Genomic DNA, 15,797 nt, shown 5'->3' with positions numbered 1-15,797 from the left:
TCTTGCTAGGTCTGCAAACGATGAATGCTCCAGTCGCTTTAACACCTGAGTTACTCACCCAATTAACAGCAATCGTCGGTGAAAACCGTATTAAAACCGATGCTGATAGTCTCGAAAACTGGGGTAAAGATCATACCAAGCATTTTAATCCGAACCCATCGGTCATCGTTTTTCCATCGACCACTGAACAAGTTCAGGCAGTTGTAAAGCTTGCGAACCAGTTTAATATTGCGATTACGCCGTCAGGCGGTCGTACTGGTCTCTCTGCGGGTGCTGTAGCAACGAATGGTGAAATTGTCATTAGCATGGACAAAATGAACCAGATTCTTGAGTTCTTCCCAGCAGATCGTATGGTACGAGTGCAAGCTGGTGTAGTGACTGAACAATTACAAAACTATGCTGAAGAGCAAGGGATGTATTATCCGGTTGACTTTGCGTCAGCGGGTTCTAGCCAGATTGGCGGTAATATCGGTACCAATGCCGGTGGTATTAAAGTTATTAAATACGGCATGACACGTAATTGGGTGCTTGGTTTAACCGTTGTCACTGGTAAAGGTGATATTTTACGTTTAAACAAAGGCATGGTTAAAAATGCAACTGGTTATGCATTGCAGCATTTGTTTATTGGTGGTGAGGGTACATTAGGTTTAGTGACTGAAGCAGAAATTAAACTAGAGCGCCAACCACAAAACTTACAAGTTTTAGTTTTAGGTGTTCCTGATTTTGACGCAGTAATGCCTGTATTACATGCGTTCCAAAAAGATATCGATTTGACTGCATTTGAGTTCTTTGGTGAACTTGCAATGCAAAAAGTTTTAGATCACGGGCATGTACAACGTCCATTTGAAACTGAATGTCCGTTCTATGTATTGCTTGAGTTTGAAGCGCCATATGAGCCGATTCTCGATAAAGCAATGGAAATCTTCGAGCATTGTATGGAGCAGGGTTGGGTACTTGATGGCGTAATGAGCCAGAGCCTTGACCAAGTCGAAAGTTTATGGCGTTTACGCGAAGATATCTCTGAATCAATCGCGCCGTTTATTCCATACAAAAATGATATTTCAGTATTAATTACTCACGTACCTGCATTTATTCGTGAGATTGATGCAATTGTTCAAGAAAACTATCCTGATTTTGAAATTTGCTGGTTCGGTCATATTGGTGACGGTAACTTGCACTTAAATATTTTGAAACCTGAAAACTTAACCAAAGATGAGTTCTTTGCGAAGTGTCAGGTTGTGAATAAATATGTATTTGATACCGTGAAAAAATACGATGGTTCAATCTCTGCCGAACATGGCGTAGGTATGACGAAAAAACCATATTTGGAATATTCGCGTTCGCCTGAAGAAATTGAATATATGAAAGCTTTGAAGAAAGTATTTGATCCGAATGGTTTGATGAACCCAGGTAAATTGTTTGATCTTTAATGCTTGATTGAATAAAAGAATTTCTGTTAAAAGCGTATCGAAAGATGCGCTTTTTTATTATGAGAATTTTATAACAATGAATATTCTAATAGTTGGTAATGGCTTCGATTTATCTCACTATTTGCCTACAAAGTATGACCATTTTATGGTTGCAATGGAAGCTATAGAAAATTGGGATTTATCTGTTGGGGAGATGAGCTTTGATGATCTATTTGGCTCTTTGTATGAAAAAGAGAATTATTTCTTCAGATATACAAAAGCAATGTATCAAACAGATGAGACCAAAATCTCGGTTGACCAAATCATAGAGTTAAAGCAACATTTGAAAGAAAATGTTTGGTACCAATATTTCTCTGATCATGTAAGACAGGTAAGAACTTGGATAGATTTCGAAAAAAAGATTGAAGAAGTATTAAATTATTTTACTAAATTATTTGAAAAAATAACTGATTTTTATAATAAAGATAACAATCTTGAGTTGGAAGTAAAAACATCTATAAGTAACGATTCTACTTCTAATAAATTTATTTATCTGGGGGAAAGAGCTTGCGATGCTCTATCATGTGTGAAAATTTTAGAAAAGAAATATTATAAATCAGTAAGAGATTCAGATGGATATAGAGAATTTAATTACACAGATTTGAAGTCAAAGAATTACAATTATTTTATAAGTGATAAATATATTAAGCGCTTTGATAAATATGATTTTTATATGGTTGAAAATAGTATTGGGGATTTGAATGAATCTTTGAATAATTTTATTGATATTTTTAACTGGTATCTTTGTTTGATTTGTGATCTTAAGTTTAAAAATGGTATAGATGATAATTATATTTCTAATTATGATAAGGTTTATTCATTTAATTATACTAATACTTACACTAAGATTTGTAATAATGATCGATATGTTGATTTCTTACATGGTAAGGCGGGTGTTAATCAAAATATTGTTTTAGGGATTTCAGATTTAAAGTCAGAATCATTAAAAAATATAAAAGCATATGGTTTTACTAAATATCATCAGAAAATGTATAAAAATACGGATTATATTTTTTTAAGTGAAATTATTAATCATTTTTACTCTACGGAAAGAAAAGTTAAAAGTTTAGAGGATGAAATCAATAGTTACTTAGATAACCCCTCTTTAAGTGTAGATGTATATTTTAGAACAATGTTTGATGCTAAAACTAGAGATTACGGAGTGTTGAAGCAAAGTTCTGAAGAAACTTACAATATTCAAATATGGGGGCACTCTTTGGACCAATCAGATGAAAATTATATTAAAGAAATATTCTCCTTTAATGGAGAGTTTATTCAGCAGCGTTGTAATATTATTGTTTTTTATTTCAATAATTATGCAAAATTTGAATTGTTAAATAACTTACTTTCCATTCTTGGAAGCAATCTAGTGGAAAGGTGGATGAAAAATGGTTGGTTAAAGTTCGAGCCTAATCCTAATCTTGTCGAAATTAATAATATTCAACCAGTTGATTTAACTTAGTTTGGGTAACTTTTGATAAAGCCACTTATCTTACAAGTGGCTTTAGATAGAGTTATTTCTTGTACGCTTTCCAACCCGTCAGAATATGATAAATCAACGGTAAAAGACTAAGAGCAAAAAAGCTACAAAGCGCAATGGCCCACAGAGGTAAATCCCGTGGATTACCTAAAAAGAAATAGGCAAAAATAGAATAAGACAACATCGAAAACATCGCCATTGTTCCAAGTGGAAGCGTGACTTTAAAAATTAATGTGCTAGCAAATGTTTTGTAGGGTTCCATGTCGCGCTTTAGACTATAGGCAATAATCATGAGCAACACATAACCTAAAATAAACAGCATAAATAAAGCGGCTGCGAACAATAGAATTGTTCGCCAGCTCTTTTCTTGCGCGGTGTGATCACCAGATTCATAAACAACAGTAATATGTTCACCAACTATAGGTACATCACCAGAGCGAACTGAATTATCTAAAGTTAGAGTTCTGTTTTGATTATCTTTAAATTGAACCTGAGCAGTATGCATGAGTGTTTTAGTTTTATATTTACGCCCATTTGAGTCGGTACGTTCAGTATCTACCCATTCAGAAGTATAACTCACTACAGTTGCATCGTAAGTTGCTTTGGTAACTAAGCCGTAGACTGCTTGAGAAACCCAATAAGTAAATGGGAAAAATAAAGCACTAATACTAAAAACCACGGCAAATAAATAAGCAAATTCAAACTTACTACTTTTACGATTTTTAGCTAAACGCTTGACCCAAAACTTGGTGAGTACAAATGACCAAATCATCAAAACTGCAACGACCACCAAGAAAACTTGTCCCGCATAAGTCAGTTGCATAATGATCCTATTTGTTATGTGTAATAGAAATTAATTTTATCAAACGATTGTCATTAAAGTTGCGTGAGCAAGAACAATTATTTGGTCTGTAAAAGAGTAGCCATCCTTAGAACTACATAGTTTCTACAGAGTAACCGACAAAGGCATAGCATCATAAAGCTATGCCTTTTGTTTTTGGTGATAAAAATGCAACGTTTATTTTTAATTTCAGCGCTCTGTGCTGGACTTTTCACTGGGTGTGCGACGACCAGTAAATTAATTCCTTTTGTGGGTTCCGAAACCCCAATGCAACAAGTACTTAAAGCTCAACCTGAGATTGTAAAAGAGCACAATAACACCTCAGTTCAGCAAGTGTTTAACCGAGTAGAATCTCCAACTGTTTCCCGTATTGTTGTCATTCAAACCGGTTTAATGGATGACTCCGTTTCTGCTATTCGAACAGAATATGCATTTAAATTAGTGGATGAAAAGTGGCAGTTGCAGAATAAGCAAAAAAGCTATCAGTGTGCGAGAGGGAAAGGCTCTAGAGGTTTCCAAACACAGCTTTGCTCTTAAAAACAAAAAAAGACGATAAATATATCGTCTTTTTTTATGGGCTAAATTATACGCCGCTTTCTAAAATTTTAATTTTGACATCAATGACATCATCTTTAACTGCTTCATGATGTGCTTGCATATGAGGTGTAGTCAAATGTGCTTCAAGATAAGCAACACTTTCCCATTTTTCTAACATCACAATTGTGTCAGGCTCGTGGGTTTGGAAGCTCGCATTTGATTTGTGATCAATTAAAGGTTCATAACCATGACAACCATCTTCGGCTAAAACAGTTGGAATAATTTTTTGAAAAGCATCTAACACGTTTTGACGATGCTGCCCAGCTGATTTGGTGCGAATTTCTGCAATAATGGTTAGCATGGATTTCTCCTTATTAAGCTGCTGCAAATACACTATTTAAGTGTGCTTTATATTCTTCAACATAACGATTAACGTCAGGCATTTTAATCACGTCGTTTACAATAAAAGTTGGTAAGGTGCTCATGCCTAAGAACTGATTAGCTTTATGAAATGGTAAATAAACACCATCTACGCCTACGCCGTGGAAGAACTGATCTGCATCGTCAAATGCTTCCATTGGCGCATTCCAAGTGAGTGACAGCATATATTTTTTGTCATGAATTAAACCACCTGAACCATATTTTTTTGATGCATCAGAACGGCTACGACCATCATTTGCGTAAAGTGAACCATGACCTACAGTAAATACATCATCAATATATTTTTTAACTGTCCAAGGCGCACCCATCCACCAACCTGGCATTTGGTAAATAACGACATCTGCCCATAAGAATTTTTCAACTTCATTTTCGGCATCATAATCGCTATCGGCACGGGTCATTTGAACTTCATGGCCAAGTTCCGTGAGATGGGTCGTTGCGAGTGTGGTTAATGTGTCATTTAATTCACCATTTGAATGTGCAAATTGTTTGGCACCATTAATCACTAAAATCTTACTCATGAGAGTCACTCTAATTAAATTCCTAAATTTGATGTGTACTTTACGGAATTTACTCTTGTTGAAAAATGCATGAATAGGAAAAATATTATTGATTAAAAGTCACTAATATTGATTTGATGCATCATTTTATTTTCCACATTAAAGATGCATACTTTACAAAGTAGAACGGAAAAAATTATTTGTAGTCTTTAGCATTAAGTTTGGGTAAATCTAAGAGATCACGTATGAGAAAAATGAGTTTGCTGATTGCTTTTAGCCTTGTAGCACTAACGGCTTGTGCCCCAGCAAAAAATTCTTCTGCTCAACTTGCTGATAGCCCGATACAAGCGGTATTACTTGATCAGCCCGATCTTTTAAATGATGCAAACAATTTGGATATTTCACAGCAAATGAATGCTGCCGATGATCCCTCTAATGCTCAAGTCACTATTTTACAGATAGATCCGAGCGAAGATGCAATAACGAAAGTCCGTACAGAATATTTATTAAAGCGAGACCAACAAGTCTGGAAAATTGTAAATAAAAAGCAAAGCTATCAATGTACGCAAGGACAAGATGCCCCAGACTTTCAAGTTAATCCTTGTCCTTAGTGCTTAATTTTTTATCGAATATGTGGATAACTTTGGGTTTGTGCACAACCAGAATTTGTGGGTCTTTTAGTGCAAAAAACTAAAATTTAAGCTTCTTGAAATTGCATGATTGCTGATCAATTTAAAAAGTGCTATTGTTGCGCTCGGCAATTGTGCCAATTGGTAAAAATTACCGAATCTCACGTCATACATTTTTTCTCGTTTTAGACACCTTGTGAATACGGTGTTTCACATTCTAAACATGCACTCTCACGGCATATAAAAACTTAACTAAAGATTGATAGACCATACTGTCATTGTCATGACTACATTATTTATTTCAATATGTAGTTGCTGAGACATTCTGGCCGCTATTTTGAAGTGTACAACTCATGAAAAATATTCAAACGACAGCGTTGAACCGTACAACGTTGATGTTTCCTTTGGCCTTAGTGCTATTTGAATTTGCGGTTTATATTGGTAATGACCTTATTCAGCCAGCAATGTTGGCAATTACTGAAGATTTTGGTGTAAGTGCAACTTGGGCTCCATCTTCAATGTCATTTTATTTATTAGGTGGCGCTACAGTTGCGTGGTTACTTGGACCATTGTCAGATCGTCTCGGACGTAAAAAAGTACTGCTAGCAGGGGTTTTGTTTTTTGCTCTATGCTGCTTCTTAATTTTACTAACGCGGCAAATAGAACAATTTCTAGCATTAAGATTTTTGCAGGGAATTGGCTTAACCGTAATCTCCGCAGTCGGTTATGCCGCTATTCAAGAGAGTTTTGCTGAGCGTGATGCAATTAAAGTTATGGCGCTCATGGCAAATATCTCGTTGCTTGCACCATTGCTGGGGCCTGTACTTGGAGCCTTTTTAATTGATTATGTGTCTTGGCATTGGGGATTTGTCGCCATTGCTGTATTGGCATTACTCAGTTGGGTCGGTTTGAAAAAACAGATGCCAAGTCAGCAAGCCAGTGTAACTCGACAACCTTTTAGTTATCTTTTTGATGATTTTAAAAAGGTGTTTACTAACCGCCGTTTTTTAGGCTTAAGTCTGGCCCTACCGTTGGTCGGCATGCCTTTAATGCTTTGGATCGCTTTATCTCCAATCATTTTGGTAGATGAGTTAAAGCTCACAAGTGTGCAATATGGCTTGGCTCAATTCCCAGTATTTGTTGGTCTCATTGTAGGTAACATTGTTTTAATTAAAATTATTGATCGTCTCGCTTTAGGTAAAACTATTCTAATTGGCTTACCGATTATGCTGATTGGGACACTCATTTTAATATTAGGTGTGGTGTGGCAAACCTATTTAATTCCTTGTCTACTTACAGGCATGACGCTCATCTGTTTTGGTGAGGGAGTTAGCTTTTCAGTCTTATATCGCTTTGCACTCATGTCATCCGAAGTTTCAAAAGGAACTGTTGCAGCGGCAGTTTCGATGCTATTGATGATGAGCTTCTTTGCAATGATTGAACTGGTACGTTACCTCTATACACAATTTCATTTATGGGCCTTTGTATTATCTGCATTTGCTTTTATTGCTCTTTGGTTTACTCAACCAAGAAGTGCTTTAAAGCAGGAAATGCAAGAGAGGCAACAACAAGGTAATAACTAGATAAAAAACACCGGAATTTATATTCCGGTATTTTTAGCTATTATTTTAACATTTTTTCCATTTCCTCGCGGTCTGTTTCATAAGTACAACCTAATAATGTCATCGGACTTTTTCCAGTCATTTCTGATAAGTTGAGCTTATGATAAACAGTAAAAGAATCTGCTGTTGCAGGTTCTGTCTTGACTGTGCGAACACCTCTAAAAAAAGGTAATGTTTTAAAGTCTGGATGCTGAGGAATATTAAATTTCTTTGAAAGTTGTTGAACATTTACATTACGAAAAACGGCAGTTATACCTTGGCCAGCTAGGGCAATTTCGTTTGTCTTTAAACCAAACAGTTCAATGGGTTGATTAGTTTTATATAAATAAATGAAAGGTTGGTCTGAATCTTCAATTCTTTTAAAGCCAAGCGCTGATAAATTTTCATCATATTCAGAAGCAAAACTGGTATAAGTTTCTTGATCTGATTGACACTCTATAATCTTTTTTAAATCATTTATTTCAAATGCATATGATGTGCTACTCAGCAATAAAAAAGTGGCAGAAAGAAATTTATATATCTTTGGAAAGTCCATTTCTTATCCTCAATAAAGTGTTATAGCTATTTAATCTCTTGTTCTAAAAGCTTACCTTTTAAAGTTAAGAGTTCAGGTAGGGTTTCTAATAGTAAACTCATTTGTTTTAAGACTAGAGTATAGCTTTCCGAAAAGTGCTCATGAGTTGTTAGATTTTGAATTTGTTTTAAAGTTCGCTCAAGAAAATTAAAGTCAACAGAAGCTTGTTCAAATAAACTCTGATTAAGAATGTGCTGACAATCCAGTAAGAGCTGTAATACCTGTTGATCCTCAATTTTCTGCCGTTGGCTACCTAACGCTGCCACATAACTCAACTGGCTGTGGCTATAAACCAAATAGCGAAAAGCGTAATGGATGAGTTGAGGATTTGGATTCGGTTCAGCACTTAAACTCGAGATCATGTTCGATAGCTCGATTTGAGCATTATGGGCAGCGCGACGAATTCGACGGTATTCTATATCTTGATTTTTGCCATATTGATATTGCTCAACAATCACATTGAAATAGTCTAAGGTCGCTTTGCTACTTTTCTTAATATTGTTAGGAATATTGCGGAAGTTCCAATCAGGCCAAATAAAGTTTACGGCAAGCCATGCAATAAAACAGCCTAACAGCGTATCTATCAGGCGAGGTAAAATAATGCTGTAGCCCGCACCTTTTAAGTTAAAAATTAACAGCACCATCAGGGTGGCCATAAGCGTCGCCAATGCATATTTCTTTTGCCGTAAGTAGAAAAAGCAGACTCCGCAAATAATCGTAATGATGAGCTGACCTTCAATACTCGGTACAAAATATAGAATAGGTATTCCTAATAAAACACCGAGTAGAGTGCCAATGGTTCTTAGTTTAAGACGGCTTTTAGTCGCAAAATAAGTGATCTGACAGACAAATAAACTAGTCAGTAAAATCCAATAGCCATGCTGAGCAAATGGTAATAATGAAATGGCATAACCTGCGGCGAAAACGACTGCAATTCGTATGGCATGTCTAAATAAGGCCGACTGTGGTGTAAGCTGTTGTCTGAGTTTTAAGATCAGATCTGAAAATCCTTGAATATCATCATCAAGTAAATTTAAGTGTTCTTGTCTTGTTTGGGTATTATTTTCAGGGAAAGGCTGTGCATATTGTAGTTGTTCAAACTGTTCATGCATTCCTTTTAAATTATCAAAAATAAGTTTTAAATTTTTAACTTCAAAATTTTGTGGATGTTGTTGTATCCAATCTTTTAAAGAACTTTCTAAATGTCCTAATACTTTCTGACTTTCTTGCGAAGGCTGATATGGCTGGTTATATAAAATACATTGAGCTAAGTCTTGGCATGCTTGTGCTTGTAGACGCAGGTTTTTTTGGAAACGGAAAATAAGATCACTACGGCTAAAGTTCTGTTGAATATGTTCGTAATGTAAATAATTAGAGGTTGCTTGTTCGTGAATGTCCCGCGCAAAAAAATACAGGTTTAGCCAATAAATACTTTTATTACTGACGCGTGAAGCCTTGAGTCGAGTGAGTAGGGAACTGCGTATTTGATTGAGACTTTGGGCAACTTGCGTATTTTGTAAGGACAGTTCATATAAAAGTTGTTCTACGTTCTCTTTATTGTCGGGATCAAACAAACGTGCTTTTGCTTGTAGTAGAACAGATATTTCTTTAAAAATTTGTGAGAGCTTATCTTGTAAGGGAAGTGTCGGCTTAATAATAAAAAACAAAATAGATGTAAAGCCATACCACAAAGCACCATAAACAAAGTAGGTGGGTTGTTGGTACCAGTGCGCATATTCTCCTAAACCGAACATGCTATAAATGGAAAGCAAAATAGTGCCAAACGAAATTGTGGCATAACGTTGCCCTAAAGCGCCTAATAAAATGAAAAAAGCACTCGAAAGAGAAAGATATAAAATAAAGAAAATTTTGTAGGGGGCTAAAAAGCCAAGAATACTACTGACTGTAAAAAAGAGGAGGCAGACGTAAACCAAGTTACGTAATCGAATACTTAAGCGATCATCAAAGTCGGTTAACGCTGCTGCAATCGCACCTAATGTCACGGGAACGATGAGCTCGTTATGATCTAGCCAAAGTAAACCTAAAGTTGTGCCTGTGAGTACAATCAAAATTTGCAGGCAATAAATTAAAATCGAGTTCGTCTTAAAACTATTAAATATTTGGGTCAGATAGTTCACGGCTTTTGTTCTAAATTAGAGAATACGTGAGAAAGCAGTATGTAACTTTAAATTTTTATTACTTCAAAAATATTATTCTTTTTATCTACAAAAGTCAGTCATTTTTTGAGATTTTATTAGGCTTAAATCAAGTTGTAACGATCAATAAATTAACAAAATTGTGGATATCTTTTTAGATACCCACAATTTGAAAAAAACATAAATTATTTAATCACACCACATGCAATTCGTGCTCCGCCACCGCCGAGAGGTAGAGGTGAGTCTGAATAGTTATCGCCACCAGCATGAATCATGATAGCTCGACCTTGAAGATCAGCAAGTTTCAATCGAGGTGCGATCACAGCAGTCGTTGCAACACCAGTATTATCGACTACTAAAGCAGGTAAATCACCTAAGTGGCCAGTTGTTGGGGTACCGTGATGAGGAGCTTGATTCGGGTTATAGTGACTACCAGCAGCTAAAGCAGCGCCCGGTTTCCCATCTTTTACAGCTGGTTCACAAGAAGCATTTTCATGAATATGAAAGCCGCGTGTACCACTTGGTAAGTCAGCAAGAGCAGGGGTAATAATTAAACCTTTATCGCTATCTTGAAAGCTAATCGTACCGATTTTTTTACCAATACCATTAGCGGTTACTTCATTTACATCAACTACTTTTTTCGTATGCATTGTCGTTAATGCTTGAGCTGTATCTGATACAGTTTTTGTGACTGAACTACAGCCAACCGTAAAAAAAGCTGTAAGCGCACAGACTGCGCCAATTTTATTAAACATCTGCATGATCGGATGTCCTTATAAATATATATGATTGTTTGATTCAAACAAACGAAGGTTTAACCTACAAGTTAATTTAAATAGTTAATTTGTATCTAGGAACATTTTTAAATTAAATAAATACGTCAATCTTTATCGTTAGAAGATTCACTTTCAGAATCATAAATCATAGTCGTTTTAGGCATAGGTTCAGGCTCAATGGTTTCATGTAACCATTCACGCCAAATTGCCAGTAAAATAGCCAGAATTACAGGTCCAATAAATAAACCTACCAATCCGAAGCTTGCAATACCACCTAACACACCAAACATGATTAATAAGAATGGAATTTTTGTAGCACCAGAAATCACAAGTGGTCGAATCACATTATCTGAGCTGCTAACAATCACTACACCCCAAACCACTACACCAATTGCTTCCATAGTTTGTCCCTGAGAGAACAACCATAGACCGACACCTAAATAGGAAATGGGTGTACCAAATGGAATTAAAGCCAATAAGAAAGTAGCAATGGTAAGCACCATTGGGTTAGGGACACCTGCTACAAAATAACTTAATCCAGCTAAAACAGCTTGAGCAATTGCAGTTAAACCCACGCCATAGACTACAGCACGAGTCGTTTCAGAGATCGTATCGAGATAATGATGAATACGAGGGCCTATAACCATTTCTAAGGCTTTACTCACCTGAGACAAAATCATTTGACCATCACGGTAGAAGAAAAATAGGCTAAATACGGCAAAGCCAAGTTTGACAATATTTTTACTAATTTCACCGAGCAGTACACGGCCATAACTTAAATGGCTTTGTACCCAAGCTGCAACATTTTGAATCGTGCTATTAGGATCGTTATTTAACTCATTAAGCGTACGAGAAATTTCTTTTCCAACAAAAGGAAGATCACGAATAAAATCAGGGACACTTAAATGACCTGAAAAAACCTGACGTTGTAAGTCAAAATATAAATTGCGGCCTTCATGCTGCAAAATAAAAATAGCGCATGTAAAAGGAACGCCAACAACCAAAATGACCAGACTAATCATTAGAGTTGCATTTAAAGTATTACGGGTTTCTCCAAAAAAACGTTGAATTCTTAAATAAATAGGCCAAGTCATATAAGCAATGATGGCAGCCCAAAGTACAGGAACAATAAAATATTTCAGGATATTAAATCCTAAAAAAATCAAAATAAAAAACAGCCCAAACAATAAAACGCGCTGTAAATTAGGAGCGTATGGATGCACGAACAATATTTCTCTAATTTTCTACATAGAATAAAGTCATATTAACTGAAAAATAATCTGAGGCAAATTTTAAGGCCGCAATGTAAAGAACCTTATACATCTCTTTTTAGAGACTAAAAGTTATTTAAAACCACTCAGCTTTATCTTCAACTAACTTGTTTAGAACAGGTTGCCATTGATTTTGAATCGTAATAAAGTTTTTTTGAGGTTTATCAAAAATGCTTAAGCCTTGCATTGCTAAGCTGCCATATGCAGTGCGTTCAGCAATCCATGCAACAGGTTCCTGTTCAATTTTTTCAAAAAACTGTTGAATATCTTTTGAGCTGGCACTGTTTGGTTTTACGCGATTTGCAAGAAGTAAAATCTGAACTTTGCCTTTACGAATGCGCTTAATATCTTGTAAATGCTTTAAAAAGCGACGAGTACTGTCTATATCAAAAAATGAAGGCTGAAGTGGAGTAATAATGGCATGAGCTTCACTAATCAGTTGCTCAGCATGTTCACCTGAAAGTGCACCAGGTGCATCAATAATTAAATAATCCAGATTTTTAGGCGCGTCACCAATTGATTTTTCATGACGCCAGTCGAGGCTTTGAATTTTTGCGACACCATCGGGGCGCTGTTTTAACCACTGTAAAGCCGATTTTTGATTGTCCGAATCTGCTAATGCTACTTTATATCCTTTTTGTGCCAATGCTGTTGCCAACGTAATGGCCGTCATGGTTTTTCCGCATCCGCCCTTTTGATTTGCAATAAGTATCGTTTTCATAAATCCAATTATTTTCAGCAGCACATTTGTTTATGTTTTATACCTTAGCATCTTTTTATGTGAAGGAGATGACCACATTTGACAAAAGTTTAAGCTGTTTCGTTATTTTAGATATGATTAGATCTGTAATCTTGATTCGCGCTTTTTTAAGGAAAATTTATGTCTGTATGGCTTGCCATGCTTATTGGTGCTGGAATTGGCATCATTATCACTACTCTTATTTTATCAAACACTCGCAATGGACGAATTAAGGCTGAATATGAGCAATATATTGCTGAACTTGAATTAGAGCATCAACAAGCTCTTACTCAAGCACAAAAGAGAAGTGTAAATACAAGCCGTGCGGTGTTGAAAGGAAAAATGGCAGAACAATTTGCTCCGGTTTTGCCTGAATTTCAGTATCTACCAAGCGATGCAAAATTCATGGGTGATCCGGTGGACTATATTATCTTTGATGGATATACCGATTTTCGTGATGGTGATGGGACAGCAGAAGACATTAATATTATTTTACTTGATGTAAAAAGTGGCGGTGCAAGGCTCACTAAAGGTCAGCAAGCTATTGCGCAAGCGGTCCAACGAGGTAAGGTTCGTTTTGAAACTCTAAGAATAGATTTTGAAGATTAATAAGCTGTTTAATTCAGCACAAAAATAGACGAAATTGATCTGTATTGTTACTAAATTCCGATATTTTTTTCATCGCTTACAGCTACTATAAATTGAAGATCTATTCACTTTGATCTAGCAATATTTGAGGTGTAACGCGATGAAAAAACAAAGTTTGATGATGGGCTTGCTGACTGCTATTGGCATGAGTTCAGCATTTGCATCGACCTCAAGTGAATATAATATTGCCAATGGTTTGAGCCCGATAGAAAAAGATCAATCTATTTCTGTGTTACAGCCTTTTCAAGGAAATTTCAGGATCTTGGGTTCAAAAGTTTATCAAAATGATGAACAAGCTAAATTTTCTCCTATCGACTATGCGGTAAGTTGGGGATTGTTTGCACAGCCTGACATTGCACGTCATATTTCGGTGAAACAATATGACCGTTATTTAAACTGGAAAATTCCTAAATTACCTGTTCCAGCAGAGCAAGCAATGCAAATGGTGTCTAACATGCACATCATTCCTGCGAACCCTGAAATTGCTCAGCAGATTAAACAAGTTAAGCGTGGTGATCTCGTTTATCTAAAAGGGGATCTTGTCGAGATTAAAGACAAAAACTTAGTCTGGAAATCTTCACTTACGCCAACCGACACGGGTGATGGTGCATGTGAATTATTCCGTGTTCAGGCAATTCATTGGGTTGAAAAGCAAAATATATAATTTGAAAAAAGCCTTCATAAATATGAAGGCTTTTTTATAAGTAAAGTAATACTTATTTCTGTTGCGATGCTTTCCAATACTTTAATTGATTTTGCGCTTGTAAATAGTCGGCAAGATCATTGATCTGTTCATCTTTAGTCGCGTGCTTATCACTATAGTGTTTTTCTTGGTTTTCCCAATATTGATAAAGTAGTCCCTGAATGTAACGGCCTTGCTCAGTTTTTAAATCTAAATCTTTTAACATGGTCAGAGCAGAGCGCACATTATCGAGTGTACGTTGTTGTTCAAAATCTGTTGTGAGTGTTCCCGCTTCATGCATTTTTGCTAACTCATTTTCCATCTCATCGCTCATTTCGGTAAAGCGGCGGTCATAGTCCTCTAAAAGTGCAATATCGTGTGCATCATCAGCAGTAGCAGGGAATGTCTTAACCGGTCTTTCATTTAGTTTTTCTAAAACCTGATCTGTAGATGAGGTGGCAGACGGTTGCTCCGTCTTAGCAGGCTCATCCGCTTTTTTACAAGCAGTAAGTAATAGGCTAGAGCAAAGCAAAGACATTAATATGACTTGAGGTGTTTTCTTCTTCATAACTTTCAACCAAACCTATTCACTAATTATTTAACGGGTAACGTACTTTTCTGAAAGTGATATGCATATGTAACATATGGAAAATCAATCTGATCTTGAGGACCTAATCCCGTAAAATCATAAACAATTTTTTCAAACTGTGCTTTGAGTTGTAACTGATCTTTTTCAGTCATTGCAGCAATAAAACTCGTAGAGAGTAAACGTTTACTCACGACTTGTTCGACAGAACCGTATTGCGACTGTGTAAATGTTTGTAGGCTATCAAATACGAATAAATCTTGTTGTTCAAACACACGTTTCCACTTTTCACTATGGTAACGCGGCGTGTTTCCTTCAAGAGGAAGTAGAAAATCAGCTAAGGCTTTCACCCAATTCGTACGCTCGTCGCGTTGATTCCAAACGAGTCCTAAATGTCCTTGTGGTTTTAATACTCTATACATTTCTGTTAGGGTATCAAGGTTGTCAAACCAGTGGAAAGATTGCGCACAAATAATGGCATCAATTTCATGGTCTGCTACAGGAATTGAATGGCTAAAAGCCTGTAATGTTTTGATATCAGGATAAACTTGTTGAAGCTGCTGTAACATCTCGCCAATTGGCTCAACTGCAATAACATCTGCATGTGTTTGTTTTAAGTAGGGTAAGAATTTGCCAGTACCCGATCCAAGATCGATAACAGTAGAGTTTTCCTGTATTTGTAGGCAATTTTGCAGCCAACTTACTATTTCTGCGGGATAATTAGGTCTAACTTGCTGATATAGTTCAGCAGCTGAGCTGAAGCCTTTTTGAGCGGCAGGATGTAAGGATTGTGTCATATTTTGCGCTTTTTAATCTGACTGGCATCTATAAAATAAGATACTCCGC

17 protein-coding genes are annotated in these 15,797 nt (G+C 36.2%); 7 read left to right on the top strand and 10 right to left on the bottom strand.

The window, feature by feature from the left end; all coding sequences use genetic code 11:
- The first annotated feature begins 20 nt into the window (after window positions 1-20).
- Both F968_RS02010 and F968_RS02005 read left to right on the top strand, forming a co-directional pair.
- Window positions 21-1,430: an FAD-binding oxidoreductase gene (locus F968_RS02010; RefSeq protein WP_004789757.1), complete on the top strand. Its 1,410-nt coding sequence runs from the start codon at window positions 21-23 to the stop codon at window positions 1,428-1,430.
- 76 nt (window positions 1,431-1,506) lie between these two features.
- Complete coding sequence (locus tag F968_RS02005; protein WP_004789755.1) at window positions 1,507-2,931, top strand: AbiH family protein; 1,425 nt, start codon at window positions 1,507-1,509, stop codon at window positions 2,929-2,931.
- Window positions 2,932-2,983: 52 nt separating this feature from the next.
- On the opposite strand, the gene F968_RS02000 is transcribed toward F968_RS02005, so the two are convergent.
- Window positions 2,984-3,772: a hypothetical protein gene (locus F968_RS02000; protein ID WP_004789753.1), complete on the bottom strand. Its 789-nt coding sequence runs from the start codon at window positions 3,770-3,772 to the stop codon at window positions 2,984-2,986.
- Between the two features lie 186 nt (window positions 3,773-3,958).
- On the opposite strand from F968_RS02000, the gene F968_RS01995 reads away from it, so the two are divergent.
- Window positions 3,959-4,327, top strand: coding sequence for a hypothetical protein (locus F968_RS01995; protein WP_004789750.1), 369 nt, complete (start codon window positions 3,959-3,961; stop codon window positions 4,325-4,327).
- Window positions 4,328-4,373: 46 nt separating this feature from the next.
- Here F968_RS01995 and F968_RS01990 read toward each other — a convergent pair whose 3' ends face one another.
- The gene (locus F968_RS01990; protein WP_004789748.1) at window positions 4,374-4,688 is read right to left on the bottom strand and encodes a putative quinol monooxygenase; all 315 of its coding nucleotides are present in this window, start codon (window positions 4,686-4,688) and stop codon (window positions 4,374-4,376) included.
- Window positions 4,689-4,701: 13 nt separating this feature from the next.
- A complete protein-coding gene (locus tag F968_RS01985) occupies window positions 4,702-5,289 on the bottom strand; it encodes an NAD(P)H-dependent oxidoreductase (RefSeq protein ID WP_004789747.1) in 588 nt (195 codons plus the stop codon).
- A 224-nt stretch (window positions 5,290-5,513) separates the two neighbouring features.
- On the opposite strand from F968_RS01985, the gene F968_RS01980 reads away from it, so the two are divergent.
- Together F968_RS01980 and F968_RS01975 are read left to right on the top strand one after the other, a co-directional pair.
- A complete protein-coding gene (locus tag F968_RS01980; protein WP_004789744.1) occupies window positions 5,514-5,879 on the top strand; it encodes a hypothetical protein in 366 nt (121 codons plus the stop codon).
- A gap of 371 nt (window positions 5,880-6,250) precedes the next feature.
- Window positions 6,251-7,480, top strand: coding sequence for a chloramphenicol efflux MFS transporter CraA (locus tag F968_RS01975; protein WP_004789742.1), 1,230 nt, complete (start codon window positions 6,251-6,253; stop codon window positions 7,478-7,480).
- A 40-nt stretch (window positions 7,481-7,520) separates the two neighbouring features.
- Here the strand turns inward: F968_RS01975 and F968_RS01970 are convergent, their stop codons facing one another.
- The 5 genes from F968_RS01970 to F968_RS01950 all read right to left on the bottom strand — a co-directional run bounded on the left by F968_RS01970 (window position 7,521) and on the right by F968_RS01950 (window position 13,017).
- Window positions 7,521-8,054, bottom strand: coding sequence for a hypothetical protein (locus F968_RS01970; RefSeq protein ID WP_004789740.1), 534 nt, complete (start codon window positions 8,052-8,054; stop codon window positions 7,521-7,523).
- A gap of 26 nt (window positions 8,055-8,080) precedes the next feature.
- Entirely contained in the window at window positions 8,081-10,231 is a 2,151-nt protein-coding gene (yccS, locus tag F968_RS01965; protein ID WP_004789739.1) for a YccS family putative transporter, read from the bottom strand.
- Window positions 10,232-10,434: 203 nt separating this feature from the next.
- Complete coding sequence (sodC, locus tag F968_RS01960; protein ID WP_081399460.1) at window positions 10,435-11,004, bottom strand: superoxide dismutase family protein; 570 nt, start codon at window positions 11,002-11,004, stop codon at window positions 10,435-10,437.
- 125 nt (window positions 11,005-11,129) lie between these two features.
- Complete coding sequence (locus tag F968_RS01955) at window positions 11,130-12,248, bottom strand: AI-2E family transporter (protein ID WP_004789737.1); 1,119 nt, start codon at window positions 12,246-12,248, stop codon at window positions 11,130-11,132.
- A 124-nt stretch (window positions 12,249-12,372) separates the two neighbouring features.
- Window positions 12,373-13,017: a ParA family protein gene (locus F968_RS01950; protein WP_013196737.1), complete on the bottom strand. Its 645-nt coding sequence runs from the start codon at window positions 13,015-13,017 to the stop codon at window positions 12,373-12,375.
- A gap of 159 nt (window positions 13,018-13,176) precedes the next feature.
- Here F968_RS01950 and F968_RS01945 point away from each other — a divergent pair, with 159 nt between their 5' ends.
- Together F968_RS01945 and F968_RS01940 are read left to right on the top strand one after the other, a co-directional pair.
- Window positions 13,177-13,644, top strand: coding sequence for a Holliday junction resolvase-like protein (locus F968_RS01945; RefSeq protein ID WP_004789735.1), 468 nt, complete (start codon window positions 13,177-13,179; stop codon window positions 13,642-13,644).
- A 139-nt stretch (window positions 13,645-13,783) separates the two neighbouring features.
- On the top strand, window positions 13,784-14,347 hold the full coding sequence (locus F968_RS01940) for a hypothetical protein (RefSeq protein ID WP_004789734.1): 564 nt from the start codon (window positions 13,784-13,786) through the stop codon (window positions 14,345-14,347).
- A gap of 52 nt (window positions 14,348-14,399) precedes the next feature.
- Here F968_RS01940 and F968_RS01935 read toward each other — a convergent pair whose 3' ends face one another.
- A complete protein-coding gene (locus F968_RS01935) occupies window positions 14,400-14,933 on the bottom strand; it encodes a hypothetical protein (RefSeq protein ID WP_004789733.1) in 534 nt (177 codons plus the stop codon).
- Between the two features lie 26 nt (window positions 14,934-14,959).
- The gene (locus F968_RS01930; RefSeq protein WP_004789732.1) at window positions 14,960-15,748 is read right to left on the bottom strand and encodes a class I SAM-dependent methyltransferase; all 789 of its coding nucleotides are present in this window, start codon (window positions 15,746-15,748) and stop codon (window positions 14,960-14,962) included.
- Window positions 15,749-15,797 lie beyond the last annotated feature (49 nt).

Origin of the sequence: Acinetobacter sp. NIPH 817 (assembly GCF_000368405.1) — a bacterium.
Classification (GTDB): Bacteria; Pseudomonadota; Gammaproteobacteria; order Pseudomonadales; family Moraxellaceae; genus Acinetobacter.
This window is presented reverse-complemented; position numbering and strand designations above follow the sequence as displayed.

What these genes read in the sequence shown, in the direction of transcription:
- F968_RS02010 (WP_004789757.1), top strand. Translation starts at nt 21, where the DNA reads ATGAATGCTCCAGTCGCTTTAACACCTGAGTTACTCACCCAATTAACA.
- F968_RS02005 (WP_004789755.1), top strand. Translation starts at nt 1,507, where the DNA reads ATGAATATTCTAATAGTTGGTAATGGCTTCGATTTATCTCACTATTTG.
- F968_RS02000 (WP_004789753.1), bottom strand. Translation starts at nt 3,772, where the DNA reads ATGCAACTGACTTATGCGGGACAAGTTTTCTTGGTGGTCGTTGCAGTT.
- F968_RS01995 (WP_004789750.1), top strand. Translation starts at nt 3,959, where the DNA reads ATGCAACGTTTATTTTTAATTTCAGCGCTCTGTGCTGGACTTTTCACT.
- F968_RS01990 (WP_004789748.1), bottom strand. Translation starts at nt 4,688, where the DNA reads ATGCTAACCATTATTGCAGAAATTCGCACCAAATCAGCTGGGCAGCAT.
- F968_RS01985 (WP_004789747.1), bottom strand. Translation starts at nt 5,289, where the DNA reads ATGAGTAAGATTTTAGTGATTAATGGTGCCAAACAATTTGCACATTCA.
- F968_RS01980 (WP_004789744.1), top strand. Translation starts at nt 5,514, where the DNA reads ATGAGAAAAATGAGTTTGCTGATTGCTTTTAGCCTTGTAGCACTAACG.
- F968_RS01975 (WP_004789742.1), top strand. Translation starts at nt 6,251, where the DNA reads ATGAAAAATATTCAAACGACAGCGTTGAACCGTACAACGTTGATGTTT.
- F968_RS01970 (WP_004789740.1), bottom strand. Translation starts at nt 8,054, where the DNA reads ATGGACTTTCCAAAGATATATAAATTTCTTTCTGCCACTTTTTTATTG.
- sodC (WP_081399460.1), bottom strand. Translation starts at nt 11,004, where the DNA reads ATGTTTAATAAAATTGGCGCAGTCTGTGCGCTTACAGCTTTTTTTACG.
- F968_RS01950 (WP_013196737.1), bottom strand. Translation starts at nt 13,017, where the DNA reads ATGAAAACGATACTTATTGCAAATCAAAAGGGCGGATGCGGAAAAACC.
- F968_RS01945 (WP_004789735.1), top strand. Translation starts at nt 13,177, where the DNA reads ATGTCTGTATGGCTTGCCATGCTTATTGGTGCTGGAATTGGCATCATT.
- F968_RS01940 (WP_004789734.1), top strand. Translation starts at nt 13,784, where the DNA reads ATGAAAAAACAAAGTTTGATGATGGGCTTGCTGACTGCTATTGGCATG.
- F968_RS01935 (WP_004789733.1), bottom strand. Translation starts at nt 14,933, where the DNA reads ATGAAGAAGAAAACACCTCAAGTCATATTAATGTCTTTGCTTTGCTCT.
- F968_RS01930 (WP_004789732.1), bottom strand. Translation starts at nt 15,748, where the DNA reads ATGACACAATCCTTACATCCTGCCGCTCAAAAAGGCTTCAGCTCAGCT.